The organism is Sphingomonas sp. EC-HK361, from assembly GCF_902498785.1.
Classification (GTDB): domain Bacteria; phylum Pseudomonadota; class Alphaproteobacteria; order Sphingomonadales; family Sphingomonadaceae; genus Sphingomonas.
In genome coordinates this window covers 1,672,911-1,687,389 of sequence record NZ_LR701494.1, presented here as the reverse complement: position 1 = coordinate 1,687,389, position 14,479 = coordinate 1,672,911, and the positions used below count along the sequence as shown (strand labels likewise).

Annotated in this window: 16 protein-coding genes; all 16 read left to right on the top strand. The window is 67.5% G+C overall.

The genetic code is table 11. The features are described 5' to 3' along the window. On the top strand, positions 1-1,680 hold the full coding sequence (fliF, locus tag BOS5A_RS15540; protein ID WP_151955798.1) for a flagellar basal-body MS-ring/collar protein FliF: 1,680 nt from the start codon (positions 1-3) through the stop codon (positions 1,678-1,680). Continuing rightward, the gene (gene fliG / locus BOS5A_RS15535; protein ID WP_151955797.1) at positions 1,677-2,687 is read left to right on the top strand and encodes a flagellar motor switch protein FliG; all 1,011 of its coding nucleotides are present in this window, start codon (positions 1,677-1,679) and stop codon (positions 2,685-2,687) included. The genes fliF and fliG overlap by 4 nt, the downstream gene beginning before the upstream one ends. Further along, positions 2,680-3,393 carry a FliH/SctL family protein gene (locus tag BOS5A_RS15530; protein WP_151955796.1) on the top strand — a complete coding sequence of 238 codons (714 nt, stop codon included), beginning with the start codon at positions 2,680-2,682 and terminating at the stop codon, positions 3,391-3,393. The genes fliG and BOS5A_RS15530 overlap by 8 nt, the downstream gene beginning before the upstream one ends. After that, positions 3,387-4,718: a FliI/YscN family ATPase gene (locus tag BOS5A_RS15525; RefSeq protein WP_151955795.1), complete on the top strand. Its 1,332-nt coding sequence runs from the start codon at positions 3,387-3,389 to the stop codon at positions 4,716-4,718. The genes BOS5A_RS15530 and BOS5A_RS15525 overlap by 7 nt, the downstream gene beginning before the upstream one ends. Then, complete coding sequence (locus BOS5A_RS15520; RefSeq protein WP_151955794.1) at positions 4,718-5,140, top strand: hypothetical protein; 423 nt, start codon at positions 4,718-4,720, stop codon at positions 5,138-5,140. Before BOS5A_RS15525 ends, BOS5A_RS15520 begins: the two co-directional genes overlap by 1 nt. A gap of 40 nt (positions 5,141-5,180) precedes the next feature. Continuing rightward, positions 5,181-7,001: a flagellar hook-length control protein FliK gene (locus tag BOS5A_RS16195; protein ID WP_151955793.1), complete on the top strand. Its 1,821-nt coding sequence runs from the start codon at positions 5,181-5,183 to the stop codon at positions 6,999-7,001. Between the two features lie 19 nt (positions 7,002-7,020). Further along, on the top strand, positions 7,021-7,647 hold the full coding sequence (locus BOS5A_RS15505) for a flagellar basal body-associated FliL family protein (RefSeq protein ID WP_151955792.1): 627 nt from the start codon (positions 7,021-7,023) through the stop codon (positions 7,645-7,647). 6 nt (positions 7,648-7,653) lie between these two features. Further along, positions 7,654-8,625, top strand: a complete 972-nt coding sequence (locus tag BOS5A_RS15500; RefSeq protein ID WP_151955791.1) for a flagellar motor switch protein FliM — start codon at positions 7,654-7,656, stop codon at positions 8,623-8,625. After that, on the top strand, positions 8,622-8,927 hold the full coding sequence (gene fliN / locus BOS5A_RS15495) for a flagellar motor switch protein FliN (protein ID WP_151955790.1): 306 nt from the start codon (positions 8,622-8,624) through the stop codon (positions 8,925-8,927). Before BOS5A_RS15500 ends, fliN begins: the two co-directional genes overlap by 4 nt. Before the next feature lie 6 nt (positions 8,928-8,933). Next, the gene (locus BOS5A_RS15490; RefSeq protein WP_151955789.1) at positions 8,934-9,215 is read left to right on the top strand and encodes a flagellar biosynthetic protein FliO; all 282 of its coding nucleotides are present in this window, start codon (positions 8,934-8,936) and stop codon (positions 9,213-9,215) included. Between the two features lie 5 nt (positions 9,216-9,220). Further along, on the top strand, positions 9,221-10,108 hold the full coding sequence (gene fliP, locus BOS5A_RS15485) for a flagellar type III secretion system pore protein FliP (RefSeq protein ID WP_151955788.1): 888 nt from the start codon (positions 9,221-9,223) through the stop codon (positions 10,106-10,108). A gap of 108 nt (positions 10,109-10,216) precedes the next feature. Further along, positions 10,217-10,498 carry a flagellar biosynthetic protein FliQ gene (locus tag BOS5A_RS15480; protein WP_151955787.1) on the top strand — a complete coding sequence of 94 codons (282 nt, stop codon included), beginning with the start codon at positions 10,217-10,219 and terminating at the stop codon, positions 10,496-10,498. A 115-nt stretch (positions 10,499-10,613) separates the two neighbouring features. Next, on the top strand, positions 10,614-11,387 hold the full coding sequence (gene fliR / locus BOS5A_RS15475) for a flagellar biosynthetic protein FliR (protein WP_151955786.1): 774 nt from the start codon (positions 10,614-10,616) through the stop codon (positions 11,385-11,387). Between the two features lies 1 nt (position 11,388). After that, positions 11,389-12,516: a flagellar type III secretion system protein FlhB gene (gene flhB, locus BOS5A_RS15470; protein ID WP_151955785.1), complete on the top strand. Its 1,128-nt coding sequence runs from the start codon at positions 11,389-11,391 to the stop codon at positions 12,514-12,516. 52 nt (positions 12,517-12,568) lie between these two features. Further along, positions 12,569-14,044 (top strand): flagellar filament capping protein FliD, encoded by a 1,476-nt coding sequence (gene fliD, locus BOS5A_RS15465; protein ID WP_151955784.1) that lies wholly within the window; start codon positions 12,569-12,571, stop codon positions 14,042-14,044. Continuing rightward, positions 14,044-14,442 carry a flagellar export chaperone FliS gene (gene fliS, locus BOS5A_RS15460; RefSeq protein WP_151955783.1) on the top strand — a complete coding sequence of 133 codons (399 nt, stop codon included), beginning with the start codon at positions 14,044-14,046 and terminating at the stop codon, positions 14,440-14,442. Before fliD ends, fliS begins: the two co-directional genes overlap by 1 nt. Positions 14,443-14,479 lie beyond the last annotated feature (37 nt).

Genomic DNA, 14,479 nt, shown 5'->3' with positions numbered 1-14,479 from the left:
ATGGCCAACGCACTCACCACCACGTCGTCCGCGATGCCTGAACGCTTCGCGAACCCGCTCGAGCAGATCCGCAGCGTCATGGCGCAGCCCGCCGTCCGGCGTGCCGGGCCGATGGCGCTCATGGTTTCCCTCATCGGCGGCGCAGCGCTCGCTTGGTCGATGCTCGCCACTCCGCCACAGAAAACGCTGTTCACGTCGCTGCCCGATGCCGACAAGGCCGCGGTGACCGCCGCGCTCGATCAGGCGAAGATCACGAGCCATATCGACGATTCGACCGGCGCGCTGACCGTGGCGGACGAGGATTATTCGCGCGCCCGGATGCTGCTGGCGGGGCAAGGCCTGCCCAAGGCGGCGCCCGGCGGTTACGCGATCCTCGACCAGCTGCCGATGGGCGTCAGCCGCGCGGTGGAGGGCGAACGCCTCCGCCAGGCGCGCGAAACCGAACTCGCCCGGTCGATCGAGGATATCGACGCCGTCACCGAAGCGCGCGTGCACCTCGCCATGCCCGAGGCGAGCGTCTTCGTGCGCGACAACGCTTCGCCCTCAGCGTCCGTCATCGTCAAGCTCGGCGCAGGCCGCTCGCTGAGCGACGCGCAGGTCTCGTCGATCGTCAATCTCGTCGCCTCGTCGGTGCCGGGGATGAAGCCCGAAAACGTGACGGTGGTGGATCAGCTCGGCGCGATGCTGACGAAGGGCGATGCCTCGCCCGCCGATGCCGCCAACGACAAGCGGATCGAGTTCCAGCGCCGCGTCGAGGACAAGTATCGCACCCAGCTAACCCAGCTTCTTACGCCCTTGGTCGGCGCGGGCAACTTCACCGCAGAGGTTCAGGCCGACGTCAATCTGGATGAAACCAGCGCGACGCGCGAGAGCTACGATAAGGCCGGCGCACTGCGCGCCGAGACGGGCAACTGGACTGGCGACATGAAGACTGCTGCGACGCCGGGGGGCATCCCTGGGACGCTCAGCAATACACCGCCGCCCGCGAGCACCCTCCAGGCGCCGCAGCCCGCGACGGGCAACCCGGGCACGCCGGCCCCGCCGGTTGCAGGCGGCGCAGCGCCCGATCCCGCCAAGCAGTCGGACAGCTTTCAGCGCGCCTATGATCTGGGACGCGAGGTTTCGGTCACCCGTAACGCGCCGGGCAGCATCAAGCGGCTGTCGGTCGCGGTCCTGCTGCGCGATCCGGACAAGGGCAAGCGCACCGGCATGGAGATCAACCAGATCACCGATCTGGTGAAAAGCGCGGTGGGTTTCGACCAGGCGCGGCAGGATCAGGTGACGGTCATCAGCCGGAAGTTCGCGGTCGCGCCCGACGCCGCTGCCGCAACCGCCTGGTATGACGTGCCATGGTTGCCGATGGTCGCGCGCAACCTGACCGCGATCCTCATCGCGCTGCTCGTCCTCTTTCTCGGCGTCCGCCCGCTGGCCAAGGCGCTGATGAAGAAGCGCGACGATGCGCCGCGCCCTGCGCTTGGCCGGAATGCCGCCGGCGTCGACGATAGCGTGGACGATGATGGCGCACCGCGCGCCAAGATCGCCCCTGCGGTGACGCTCGACGAGCTCGAGAACACCCGCGGCTATGAAGCCCGCGTCGGCGCGGTGAAGGGCTTCACCCGCGATAACCCCGCTCGCGCCGCGCTCGCGGTGCGCGACATGATCAAGACGGACGCCCGATGACCGCGCTCTCCAGCCCGCCCCGCATCTATTCCGGCGTCGAACGCGCCGCGGTGCTGATGATGCTCGTCGGCGAGGAGGAGGCTGCGGCCATCCTCCAGAAATTGCAGCCCGAAGAGGTCCGCCAGCTCGGCAAGGCGATGTTCGCGGTGGCAGACGTAAGCGAGGCCGAGGTCGAGGGCGTGCTCGACGATTTCGTCGACAAGGCGCGCGCGCGCACCGCGGTCGGCTTCGATCCGCGCCCGCAGATCGAGGCGGTGATGAACCGCGCCCTCGGCCCCGAAAAGGCGGAAAGCGTGCTCGCGCGCATCACCCCGCCCGAGGCGGCGTGCGAACTCGAGTTGCTCGACTGGCTCGACGCGACCGAAATCGCGGCGATGATCGAGAAGGAGCATCCGCAGATTTCCGCGGTGCTGATCGCGAACCTCGACCCTGCGGTCGGAGGGCGTGTCCTCGAACTGCTGCCACCCGAGACGCAGCCCGATATCCTCCACCGTGTCGCGAGCCTGGGGCCGATCCCGCCCGAGGCGGTCGAAACGCTGAAGACGATGCTCGCCAACCGGAAGGGTGGCCACGGCACCAACCTGAAGATGGGCGGCACCCGCGAGGCCGCGAAGATCCTGTCGAGCGCGCGCAAGGCGACCGAGCAGCGGGTGATGCCGAAGCTGTTCAAGATCGACCGCGACGTGGCGAAGCAGATCGAGGAGGCGATGTTCATCTTCGAGAACCTGCTGGAACTCGACGACAAGAATCTCGGCGCGCTCATCCGCAATATCGACGGCGACATCCTGGTGCGTGCGCTCAAGGGCGTCGACGAGGCGGCGCGCAGCCGCTTCCTGGGCTGCATGTCGGCCCGCGCCGCGGACGGCATCCGCGACGAGATGGAAGCACGCGGGCCGATGAAGCTGAGCGAAGTCCTCGAAGCGCAGAAGTCGGTCATCTCGATCGCGCGCGGCCTCGCCAAGGACGGCACGATCATGATGGGCGGGGGCGAGGACGATTATGTCTAACGCCCAAGCCTTCCGCGCCGGCTTCGCCTCGCGCGCGACCGCGCCCGCGCATCTGCTCGATATCGCCTTCGCGCCGGCCCCGCCCGGCTTTGCGCCGCGCCAGGTCTATCCCCCTAAAGGCGGCGAGGCCGGACCGAAGCATTTCCACCCCGCCGACCGCGATGCGAACCCGACCGAAGGCTGGGACATGCTCGATCCGGCGCCCGTGGCCGAGAGTTTCGTCGATCCGATCGAAGCTGCGCATGGTGCGGGCTTCGCCGAAGGCGCCGCGGCCGCGCGTGCCGAACTCACCGAGGGCGCCGCCCGCGACCGCGCGCTGATCGAGGCGTTGGTGGCCGACCTGAACAGCGGCGACCGTGTCGACCGTGACCGGATTGCACGCCAACTCCGCCAGACCGTGCTGCTGCTGGTGACCCGCGTCATCGGCGAGACGGGGGTGTCGGGCGATCTGCTCGCCGGACGGATCGAGGCGGCGGCGGACATGCTCGCGGATTCGGCAGAGTCCGCGCTGCTCCGGGTGCATCCCGACGATGTCGCGCTGCTCGAAGGCAAGCTGCCCCAAACCATCTTCGCGGCGGGTGATGCCGCCATCGCCCGCGGCAGCTTCGTGCTCGAATCCGCCTCGACCGTCGTCGAGGACGGGCCCGAACTCTGGCTGGAGCAACTGGCGCAGGCGATCGACCGGGTGCCGGTGCCCAAATGCTGAATCGTTTTACCGCTGACTATCTCGAAACGCTGGGCGCTGCCGATTTCTCTCCACAGCCGAAGATCGCGGGGCGTCTTTCGTCGTTTGACGGGTTGCTCATGGAGGCCGTGGGGCTGTCGTTGCCGGTCGGCACCGTCTGCTCGGTCGGCGGCCACGGCGACACGCGGATCGAGGCGGAGGTCATCGGCTTTCGCGGCGGCCGCACGCTGTTGATGAATCTCGGCGGCCCCGCGGCTCTGCTCCCCAACGCGCCGGTGCGGCCGATCGGCCCTCCCGGTGAGGCGGAGGTCGGCGCGGCGCTGCTCGGGCGCGTGGTGGATGGCGCCGGCAAGCCGATCGACGGCCTCGGCCCCATCCGTGGGGCTGGCAAATGGCCGCTCGCCGGCAAGCTGCAATCGCCGCTCGACCGCGGGCGTGTGCTGGAGCCGATGGACGTCGGTGTTCGCGCCATCAATGGCCTGCTGACGATCGGGCAGGGGCAGCGCGTCGGCATCATGGCCGGCTCGGGCGTCGGCAAGTCGGTGCTGCTCGGCATGATCGTTCGTGCGGCGCAGGCCGACGTCATTGTCATCGGGCTGATCGGCGAGCGCAGCCGCGAGGTCGCCGATTTCCTGGAAACCAAGGTCGCAGGCGCCGCCCGCGCACGCTCGGTCGTCGTCGCGGTGCCGGCCAACCATTCTCCGGTGCTCCGCATCCGCGGCGCCTTGCGCGCCACCGCCATTGCCGAGGCGTTCCGGGCGGAGGGCAAGAAGGTCCTCCTCATCATGGATTCGCTGACCCGCGTCGCGCATGCGGGCCGCGAGATCGGCCTCGCGCTCGGCGAGCCGGCATCGGCGCGCGGCTATCCGCCATCGGCCATTGCGATGCTGCCCAACCTCATCGAGCGCGCCGGCACCTGCGTGTCGAGCGGTGGCTCGATCACGGCGATCTACACCGTGCTGGCGGACGGAGACGATGGCAACGATCCGGTGGTGGATTCGGCACGCTCGATCCTCGACGGCCACATCGTGCTCAGCCGGCAATTAGCGGAGCGCGGCATATATCCCGCGATTAACATTGGGCCATCGGTCAGCCGGGTGATGACCGATATCGTTCCGTCCAATCATGTAATGGCTGCGCGCACCCTGCGCGGGCATCTCGCGACCTATGAGGAAAACCGCGACCTTGTGCTGATGGGCGCGTATCGCGCGGGGGCGGACCCGGCGATCGACACGGCGATCGCCTGCCACGGCGCGATCATGGAATATATCCGCCAGGATCACGATGCGGTCGTGCCGCTGGCCGATGCGGTCGCCGAACTCGTCGGCGTCTTCGGCGAAGGCTGATGGCGCTCGACGCCGGAAAGCTTGCGCGCATCCACCGCGTCCGCACGCTCCAGCTCAACCTGAAGCGCGGCGACGAATCGCGCGCGATCGAGCGCGTGGCAAGCGAAAGCGCGCTGTCGACGCGGATCGCGCAACTCGCCGCCAATGTCGCGCCGCAGGAAGCGAGCGAGGCCGGGTTCTCGCTGACGGCCGCGGCCTATTACCGCGACCGGCTCCAACAGTCCGCCAACGCTGCGCAGGACCGCGTGAAAAGCGCCGAACTGCTCGCCGAACACGCAGCCGAAGCGACCCGATCGGCGCGGCGCGACCAGTCCGCGATCGAGAAGCTGATGGAGCGATCGGACGCGGCGGCCGCGCTCAAGGCGATCCGCGCCATGGAAGACGCCCCCGCCTTCAGGAAAAACCGGCACGATCCTTGCTGAACATCCTGTCGATTGATCGATCGACGAGGACCTTGCCGCAATGTTCCAGCTCACGAGCCCCCTGATGCCAGCGACCGGCCGCGCCGGAATCGCCGGTACGTCTGCGGGCGGCGTGGCACTTGGCGGCAAGGGCGCGATCGACCTCCCCGATTTCATGACCTTCGCCTTGATCGGCGTGGCCCCGGCGGCCCCCGGCAAGGTGCGGCAAGATCCTGCCGGTGGCGGCGAGGCGGTGCCGGGGGGCACCGCGATCACGCCACCGGCGGGTCACCCGGAGGTGGGTGGAGAGGACGGAACCGTGCTGCCGAAGCTCATGACGGCTTCTGCCGGAGACGAGGCCGTCACAACGGCCGACACGTCGGTGGTCACGGTGGCGCTTCCCTTGACTGCGCCGGAGGAAAGGGGGGGCAAGCCAACTCGGGTCGCGGAGACGCGGGTCGCCAAGGTTCAGGAAAGGACTTCGCCAATGACTGAACCGTTGGCAATCGCCCCGAATCGCGCCGGCTCCGCGCCGGAGACCTCGACACCGGTTGCCGAAAAACGCGCGAAGGTCAGGAGGCAAGACGCGGGCGTCGCTCTTTCCGAGGCGCCGCCGCAGCCCGTCACCGTTGCGGTGACGACGCAGCCGGTTGCGTTGCCCGCCGCAGCCCCCATCGACAATGTCAGCGACGTGACGGCAATGCAGCCACCGCCGGCTGTCATACCCTCCGTCACGCAGCAAACGGCGACCGACGATCGATCACCGATCCTTGCACCTGCGATCACCAGTTCGTCGCCCGCAGCTGTTGCCGTCCCGGCCGGCGGATTCCCTGCGAAAGCGGCGGCGTCGCCGAGCATTGAACAACCCAGGAATTCGCCGATCCGGCCCGCCTCTGGCTCGCCAACTCCGGCGCCGTCCGCGCCGCTTGACGACCTCGATCTCGCCCCCTCGCGCACCATCCCCAATAGCGGAAGGGTAGCCGCTGTTATGGCAATGCAGCCGAGACCTGTTGACGCACCGGCGGTTGCCCCCGCGCTGGCGCCCTCGCTCGCCCCGATCGCGCGGATGCTGGACGCGTCCTCCCGCGATGCGCCAGTGACAAGCGTGCCGCAAGCGGCGACCCCCGCGCCATCTCCGGTAACGGTGCTCCCCGCCATGCCGGCCAGCGTCGCGTCGTTTCTTGCGTCGGTCGGTCCGCGTCCCGTTCTGGTTCCCTTGGCGGACGCCACCTCGAAAGCGTCGGTGCGCACCGGCGCAGTCACCACGCCCGCGACGGCTGTGCTCGCCCCACCGGCGCCGGTCACACCGACGAACGCGGGTCCGGCAGGACAGCTCTTTGCCGAGGCAATTCATGCAGCAGCGGGCCGCAGCGAACGATCGACGCAGGGCGATCCGGTTTCCCCGGCGGCGTTCGCTGCATCGGCCGTCGGCGTGCCGGCAACGACGATCGCAGCGGTGGCCGATCGGGCACCGATCGACATGATGCAGGGGCATTGGCCGGCAAAGATGATTGCGCGGATCGAATCGCTACGCGACGCGGCCGATGCGCAGGATACGCGGATCAGGCTGATTCCCGACGCGCTCGGCGCGATCGACGTTGCAATGAAGCGCGACGGCGATACCGTCCGCGTGCACCTCGCCGCCGACCGTCCGGAAACGCGCGTTCTGATCGCCGATGCACAGCCGCGGCTGACCGAACTCGGCGAGCAGCGCGGGCTGAAGATCGCCGCGTCGAGCGGCCAGACGTCCGGGCAGGCGATGCCGCAGGATTCCCACCAGCAGCGCGGCAACCCCGCGCCGCCGCAACCCGCTCGCCCGGCCTCGGCCCGTGCGGGCGATCAACCAGCAACGAACGACGATGACGACCAGCGGGTCGCCTGATTTCGGGGGATAGACGACGATGAGTGACGACGTGAAGGCGGACGCGCCGAAGAAGAAGAAGGGCAAGATCGGCAAGCTGCTGGTCGTCGTGGGCGGCGCAGCGGTGCTGATCGGCGCGGGCGTCGGCGGCGGCCTGTATGCCGCGAACAGCGGGCTGATCGGCGGCAAGCACGACGCCGCTGTCGATCCGGACAAGCCCCAGCTCGTGCCCAAGAGCGAGCAGAAGCATCCGGGCGAGGGCGGCGAGGGCGGTGGCCATGGCGGCGGCGAGGCAGCGCCCGCCAAGCATGAGGGCCAGCCGACGCCCGAAGGGCATGGCGGGGATCGCTATGCGACCAACTACTATCCGCTGGAGAAGGACTTCACCTCGAACCTGCAGGATTCGGTGCATTTCATCCAGGTCGGCGTGGCTATCGCGACGCCCTATGACGACAAGGTCATCGAGAACATCAAGACCAACGACATCGCGATTCGCTCCGCGATCCTGATGACGCTGGGCGATACGACCGAGGAGCAGGTCTTCACCTCAGACGGAAAAAAAGCGCTCCAGAAACGGCTCGTCGCAGCAATCAACGCAACTTTGCAGGAAAAGGAAGGGTTCGGCGGCGTTGGTAACGTCTACTTTACCAATTTCGTTGTTCAGTGACCGGGCATGGTTAACGCGCCCGCAACCGAAACCCTGACGGGGGATACCACCCTGGCGAACGATCGCCGGGGTCGCGGGCGTGCGCCGCTCATCCAGTCGAACCCGCTGGGGCAGGCGAAGCTCAATCCGTTCGGCGACCTGCACACGCTTCAGCACCTCTCCGCCCGGCTTGCGCGACCCTTGCGCGGTGTGCTGGAGCCGATGCTGCGCGAGGAGGTGCGGACCTTCGCCGAGCCGCTCGTCGTCCAGCGCTTCGCCGATTACCGCGCGGAGCGGCCCGACCGGCTGACCGCCTGGGTGCCGCTCCAGATGGCGCCCAATGACGGCATTGCGCTGATCGTGATGGACGGGCGGTTCGTGCTGGAATTGCTCGATATCTTCTTCGGCGGCACCGGCGCTGCGCCCGACGAGCTGCCCGGCGAGTTCTCGCCTGCGGCCGACGCGCTCATCGCGCGCCTCACCGATTCGATCACCACGGTGATGAAATCGTCCTGGGAGCCGGTTGCGAGGATCGCGTTCACCGCGGGCCGGGTCGAGGCCAATCCCTCCATGCTCGGCGGCGTCGATGCAGAGGACGCGATGATCGTCACCCGTTTCGGCATCGGCCGCGGCACGCGCAAGCCTGTCTTTCTCGACATCGTCTACCCCGTCACCGCGCTGAAGCCGCACGGCACCGCGCTGACCGGCAAGGTTGTCGGCAAGGGCGCGGAGCCCGATGCCGGCTGGCGCAACGCGCTCACCCGCTCGACGATGGCGGTGAAGTTCCCCGTCCGCTCGGTCCTCGCCGAGCCGGTCGTTCCGCTCTCCATGCTGATGACGCTGAAGGAAGGCGACGTGATCCCGATTATCGTCTCGCACGACGTGCCCGTCATGGTCGGCGGCGACCGCTTCGGCGCGGGCACTGTCGGCACCTCGAACGGCCGCGCCGCCATCCGCATCACCCAACTCACCCGTACCGACGAAGGATTGCCCCAATGAACGACATGACCGGCGGTTTTGCGGTCGACGCGCCCGCGGGCGGTGCCGCCGTCGCGGCCAATTTCCGGCTGCTCCAGGATGTCGACGTGAAGCTGACCGTCGAGATCGGCTCGACCCAGCTGAGCTTGCGCGAGCTCCTCGCGCTGGGCGAGTCGAGCGTGATCGAGCTCGACCGCGCCGCGAACGAACTGCTCGACGTCTTCGTCAACGGCACGCTCATCGGCCGCGGCGAGGTCGTGACCGTCGGCGATCGCTTCGGCGTGCGCATGACCGAGCTCGTCAACCCCGACAAGCGCGTCTGATCTGCGATGCTGTGGACCTACATCCTGAAGCTGGTGATCCTGCTCCCGCTCGTCTGCGGGCTGATGATCGGCTGCCTGTATCTGTGGCGCAAGCTGGAGAGCCGGATGCCCGGCAAGCCGTCTGCGCGGCTGATCGGCGTCAAGGAAACGATGATGATCTCGCCGGGGCTTCGTCTCGCGGTGATCGATTTCGAGGGCAAACGCCTGCTCGTGTCGGTGGGACGCGGCGGCGTGAACCTGATCGACAAGGCTGACGGTTTCCGGGCTGACACGAAGGTGCTTTCGTGAGCGTGATGCGCAGCGGTGCAGGCCCAGCATTGTTCCGCGTCGATTGTGCTCCCGCGAAGGCGGGAGCCCGGACTGGATCCCCGTCTTCACGGGGATACAAAATCGCGCTGATCCTGGCTGCAATTCTCCTCGCGATCTTTGTCGCGATGCCCGCCTTCGCCCAGGCCGCGCCCGCCGCCCCGGTCCCTGGCGTCGGCGACGCGGTCGACCGCGCGCTCGGCCAGCTCGGCGGGCAGCAGGCGGGGAGCACCGGTCAATCCCGCTCTCTCTCGCTCAGCTTGCAAGTCCTCATCATCATGGGGCTGCTGTCGATCCTGCCGGGGATCATCCTGATGATGACCAGCTTCACGCGGATCATCATCGTGCTCTCGATCCTGCGTCAGGCGATGGGCCTGCAGCAGACGCCACCCAACCAGGTGCTGATCGGGCTGTCGCTGTTCCTCAGCTTCTTTGTGATGGCGCCCGTCATCAGCCAGATCAACACGACCGCGATTCAGCCCTATGCCGCGGGGCAGCTCGCCGGCACCCAGATGATCCAGGCTGCCGGCGCGCCCTTGCACGCCTTCATGGCGAAGCAGACGCGGGTGAAGGACGTGACGATGTTCGCGCAGATGGCGAAGTCCGGGCCCTATGCGTCGACGAAGGACATCCCCTTCTCGGTCCTGCTCCCCGCATTTGTGACGAGCGAGCTGAAGACCGCGTTCCAGATCGGTTTTCTGATCTTTTTGCCCTTCATCGTCATCGATCTCGTCGTCGCGACGGTCCTCATGTCGCTCGGCATGATGATGCTGTCGCCCACCATCATCTCACTGCCGTTCAAGCTGCTGCTGTTCGTCCTGGTGGACGGCTGGGCGCTGACGATGGGGAGTTTGGCCAACTCTTTTGCAACCTGATGCCCAACCTCCGTTCGCCCTGAGCGAAGTCGAAGGGCAAGCGCCAAAGGTGCTTCGACTGCGCTCAGGACGAACGGATTTGAACAGGCCGACCCTACAGGATCAATCATGAACCCGCTCGTCGATGCCGATTATTTCCTGACCGTCGCCAATCAGACGATGTGGGTGCTCGCGCTCGCCGCCGCGCCGATTCTCATCCCGACGCTGCTCGCGGGGCTGGTGCTCGGCATGGTGCAGGCGGCGACGTCGATCAACGAGGCGACGCTGTCGTTCGTCCCCAAGCTCGTCGTCGTCGGCATCTCGATCCTGATCTTCGGCAGTCTCATCCTCGGGCTGCTGAGCGACTTCACGCTCAGCATCTTCGAGCGCATTCCGGACCTGGTGCATTGATGAATTCCCCTCTCCCCTTGGGAGAGGGAAGGGTGAGGGCGACCTCGCCCGGCCTCGCCCTCACCCTTCCGCAGCTTCGCTGCTCCCTCCCTCTCCCCTTGGGAGAGGGACAGTAATGTTGGGCTTCGGCCTTTCGATCGAGCCGCAGCTCTGGGCGCTCATCTTCGTGATGGTGCGCGTCGGCGCGGCGTTCGTCGCCGCACCGGTGTTCGGCGCGGTGTCGATCCCGCTGCCGGTGCGCGTGACGCTCTCCGGCGCGATCGGCATTCTCGTGCTCGGCACCCATGCCATCGCACCGCCGCCGCAGATCTTCGCCGTCACGACCTTCCTCGCGGTGGCGGCGGAAGCGCTGGTCGGCCTCGCGCTCGGTTTCGTCCTCCAGATCGCGTTTGCAGCCCCCTTCATCGCGGGCGAGCTCATCGGCGGGTCGATGGGCCTCAGCTTCGCCAACATGATCGATCCGCAGGCCGGGCGTTCGACCGCAGCGATCGGCCAGTTTCTCTCGCTCATCCTGACGCTTTTGTTCCTGTCGATGGACGGCCACCTCGTCCTCGTCGACATGATCGTGAAGAGCTATGATGCGCTGCCGCCCGGCAATGCCTGGATGGGTGTCGAGCGGCTGCGCGATATCGCCTTTTTCGGCGGCTACATCTTCCTCGCCGGCCTCATGCTCGCGCTCCCGGTCGGCTTCCTGCTGCTGTGTCTCAACCTCGTCGTCGGCATGCTCTCGCGGTCGGCGCCGGCGCTGAACCTCTTCGCGGTCGGCCTGCCCTTGAGCCTTGCAGTCGGTGTCATCGCGCTCGCCATGGCCTTTCCGGTGATGGGCGACTACATGCAGGTCATCGTCCGCGAGGGACTCGCGGCGGTCGAAAACCTGGTGTTCCGCTGAGATGGCGGACGAATTCGGCGACAAGACAGAAGCCCCAACCCCCAAGCGTCGCAAGGACGCGACGGAGAAGGGCGATATCCTCAAGAGCCGCGAGTTCGCGACCGCGCTCGTCGTGCTCGCGGGCATCTGCTGGATGGCATTCTTCGGCCCCTCGCTGATCGCCGCGTGCAAGGGGGTAATGACCGAGAGCTTCCAGTTCGGCCGCGGCGATGTCGAGGATTTCCAGCCGCTCCGTCCGCTCGCGGCGGCGGGATGGAAGCTCGTCCCCTCGCTCGGCCTGCTCTTCGCGATCACCATTGCCGCGGCGATCGTCAGTCAGGCGGGGCTCGGCTCGCTGCGCTTCAACGGCAGCCTTCTCGCGCCCAAGGCGCAGCGGATCAATCCGGCCTCCGGTTTGAAGCGCATCTTCGGCATGAATGGCTGGATCGAGCTCGCGAAATCACTCCTCAAGGTCGTGCTGCTCGGCGTGATCGGCGGGTGGATGCTGTGGCGGTCCAAATCGATGATGCTCGGTCTCGCCGCGTCCGACCCCGCGCGCGCGATCGGCGATCTCGGCGGCACCTTCGTCGGCATCCTGATGGCGATGGCCTTGGGCCTCGTCGCGATTGCCGCGATCGACGTGCCGACCCAGCTCATCCGGCTGCTCCAGAAGCTGCGCATGACGAAACAGGAAATCCGCGACGAGCACAAGGAAACCGAAGGCTCGCCCGAGTTGAAGGGCCATATCCGTGCCAAGCAGCGCGCGGTGCTGTCGGGCGGGATGCGCAAGGCGATCGGGGAGGCGCATGTCGTGCTGACCAACCCGACGCATTTCGCCGTCGCGCTGCGCTACGATCGCGGCCGCGATCAGGTGCCGGTGGTCGTGGCGAAGGGCAGGGGCGCGACCGCGCTCGCCATCCGCGAGGCGGCGGCCGAGCATACGCTGCCGGTGCTGGAATATCCGCAGCTCGCGCGCGCGATCTACTACACCAGCCGCGAGGGGCAGGAGGTCCGCGACGATCTCTACATGGCGATCGCGACCGTCCTCGCCTTCGTCTTCGGGCTCAACGAAACCGCGCGCGGATTGCAGCCGGTCGTCGAGGTGCCGACGACCGCACGCTTCGACGAAAATGGTGCGAAACAGGGGTAAAGCGCGGGCGCCTGCGGCCGTTTAATCCAGTGACCAGTCGAAGGGCCCGGGAATGACGACGACGACCTCCACGACGAGCAGCGTCAGCAGCGCCAGCTCGATCGCCAAGACGCTGGGCGCAGGCTCCGGCATCGATCTCGGCGCGCTGGTCGACTCGCTCGTCACGAACCAGTTCCAGCTCAAGAACCAGCAGCTTTCGGCGCAGGCCGACAAGCTGACCGCGCAAATTTCCGGCCTCGCCAAGCTGAAGAGCGGCATCACCGGCTTCGCGAGCGCGCTGCAGTCGCTGGTCAAGGGCGGGACGCTCACCGGCCAGCCGACGACGAGCAACGCGAGCGCGATCCGCACCAGCGTCATTCCGGGCGCTGCGGTGTCCACCGTGTCATCATCGATCGTCGTCAACCGCCTTGCGACCAACCAGACCGCGACGACGAACGCGACCGGGCTGAAGCGCGGCGACACGATCGGCACCGGCACGATCACCTTCAGCTTCGGCACGCGCGCCACGCCCGGCGATGCCTCGACGTTCAGCGCGACCAGCCCGGCGGACGGCTTCACGCTCGACATCACCAGCACCGACGGTACGCTCGACGGTATCGCGAAGAAGATCAACGGCGCCAACAAGGGGGTGACGGCCAGTGTCGTCACCGCCGCCAACGGCGATGCGCGGCTGGTCATCAAGGGGCCGACAGGGGCCGCCAAGGCTTTCGAGATCTCGACGAGCGACACCGGTTCGAGCGGACCGGGGCTTGCGATCCTGAACACGAGCGGCAGCGGCGGGGCGACGACGATCGCGGGCACCCCGCAGGATGCAGAGCTGGTCGTCGACGGCGTCACGGTGACGCGTGCGAGCAACAGCGTGACCGACCTGGTGCCCGGCGTGCAGCTCGACCTGTTGCAGACGACCGCAAGCGCCGTGAACATCGCGAGCACCGTGCCGACCGATGCGCTGAACCAGGCGGTGAAGGATGTCGTCGATACGTATAACGAGATGCACTCGGTGATCGTCGAGCAGACGAACGCGAAGTCGGGCACGCTCGCGGGGGACGGGGCATCGAACCAGCTGGCGCGCACCCTCGCCGGCATCACGCTCGTCCCGCTCGTCAGCGGGGTTCCGTCCGGCGCGCCGACGACGCTGGCGGAAATCGGCGTGAAGACCAACCGCGACGGGACGCTGAGCGTCGACCAGACCCAGCTGACCCGCGCCATGACCCAATGGCCTGAAGTGGTCGAGGCGATGTTCGCTGACGGCACGGGCGCGACCGGCAACGGCTTGTCGGCGGCGCTCAACGCGATCTCGACGACGACGACCAGCCCGACCTACGGGCTCGATGCGACGACCGCGAGGCTGACCCAGGCGCAGAGCGACCTTGCCAAGGCGCAGGACAAGGCGTCGAGCGATGCGGACGCGCTGCGCACGCGGATGACGCAGCAATTCTCGGCCATGGATGCGCGGGTGGCGGCGTATAAATCGACCCAGGCCTTCCTGACCCAGCAGATCGACATGTGGACGAAATCGGACAACTGATGGCGTATGCATCGGCTCTCGCGCGCAATCCGCTCGACACCTACCGCCAGATCGACATTGCCGGGCGCACCGCAAATGCGGACGGTCCCGCACTCGTCCAGCTGCTGTATGAAGAACTCGTCTCGGCGCTGCGAACGGCGGCGTGGGCGGCCGAGCACAACCAGCCGCGCACTCGTAGCGAGCGCGTGACGCGCGCGACCGCGATCCTCTTCGCGCTGGAGGCCGGGCTGGACTTCGACAAGGGTGGCGACGTCTCGGTGACGCTGGCGACGCTTTATGCCGGCGCGCGCAGGACGGTGCTCGACGCCAGCCTGTCGAACAGCGGCGCCACCTTCCGTTCGGTCGCCGATACGCTGGAGGATATCGCAGGTGCGTGGCGGCAGGCACGCGCCGCCTGAGCGGGATGGTTGCGCGCGCGTTAACCATTTGGTGAGC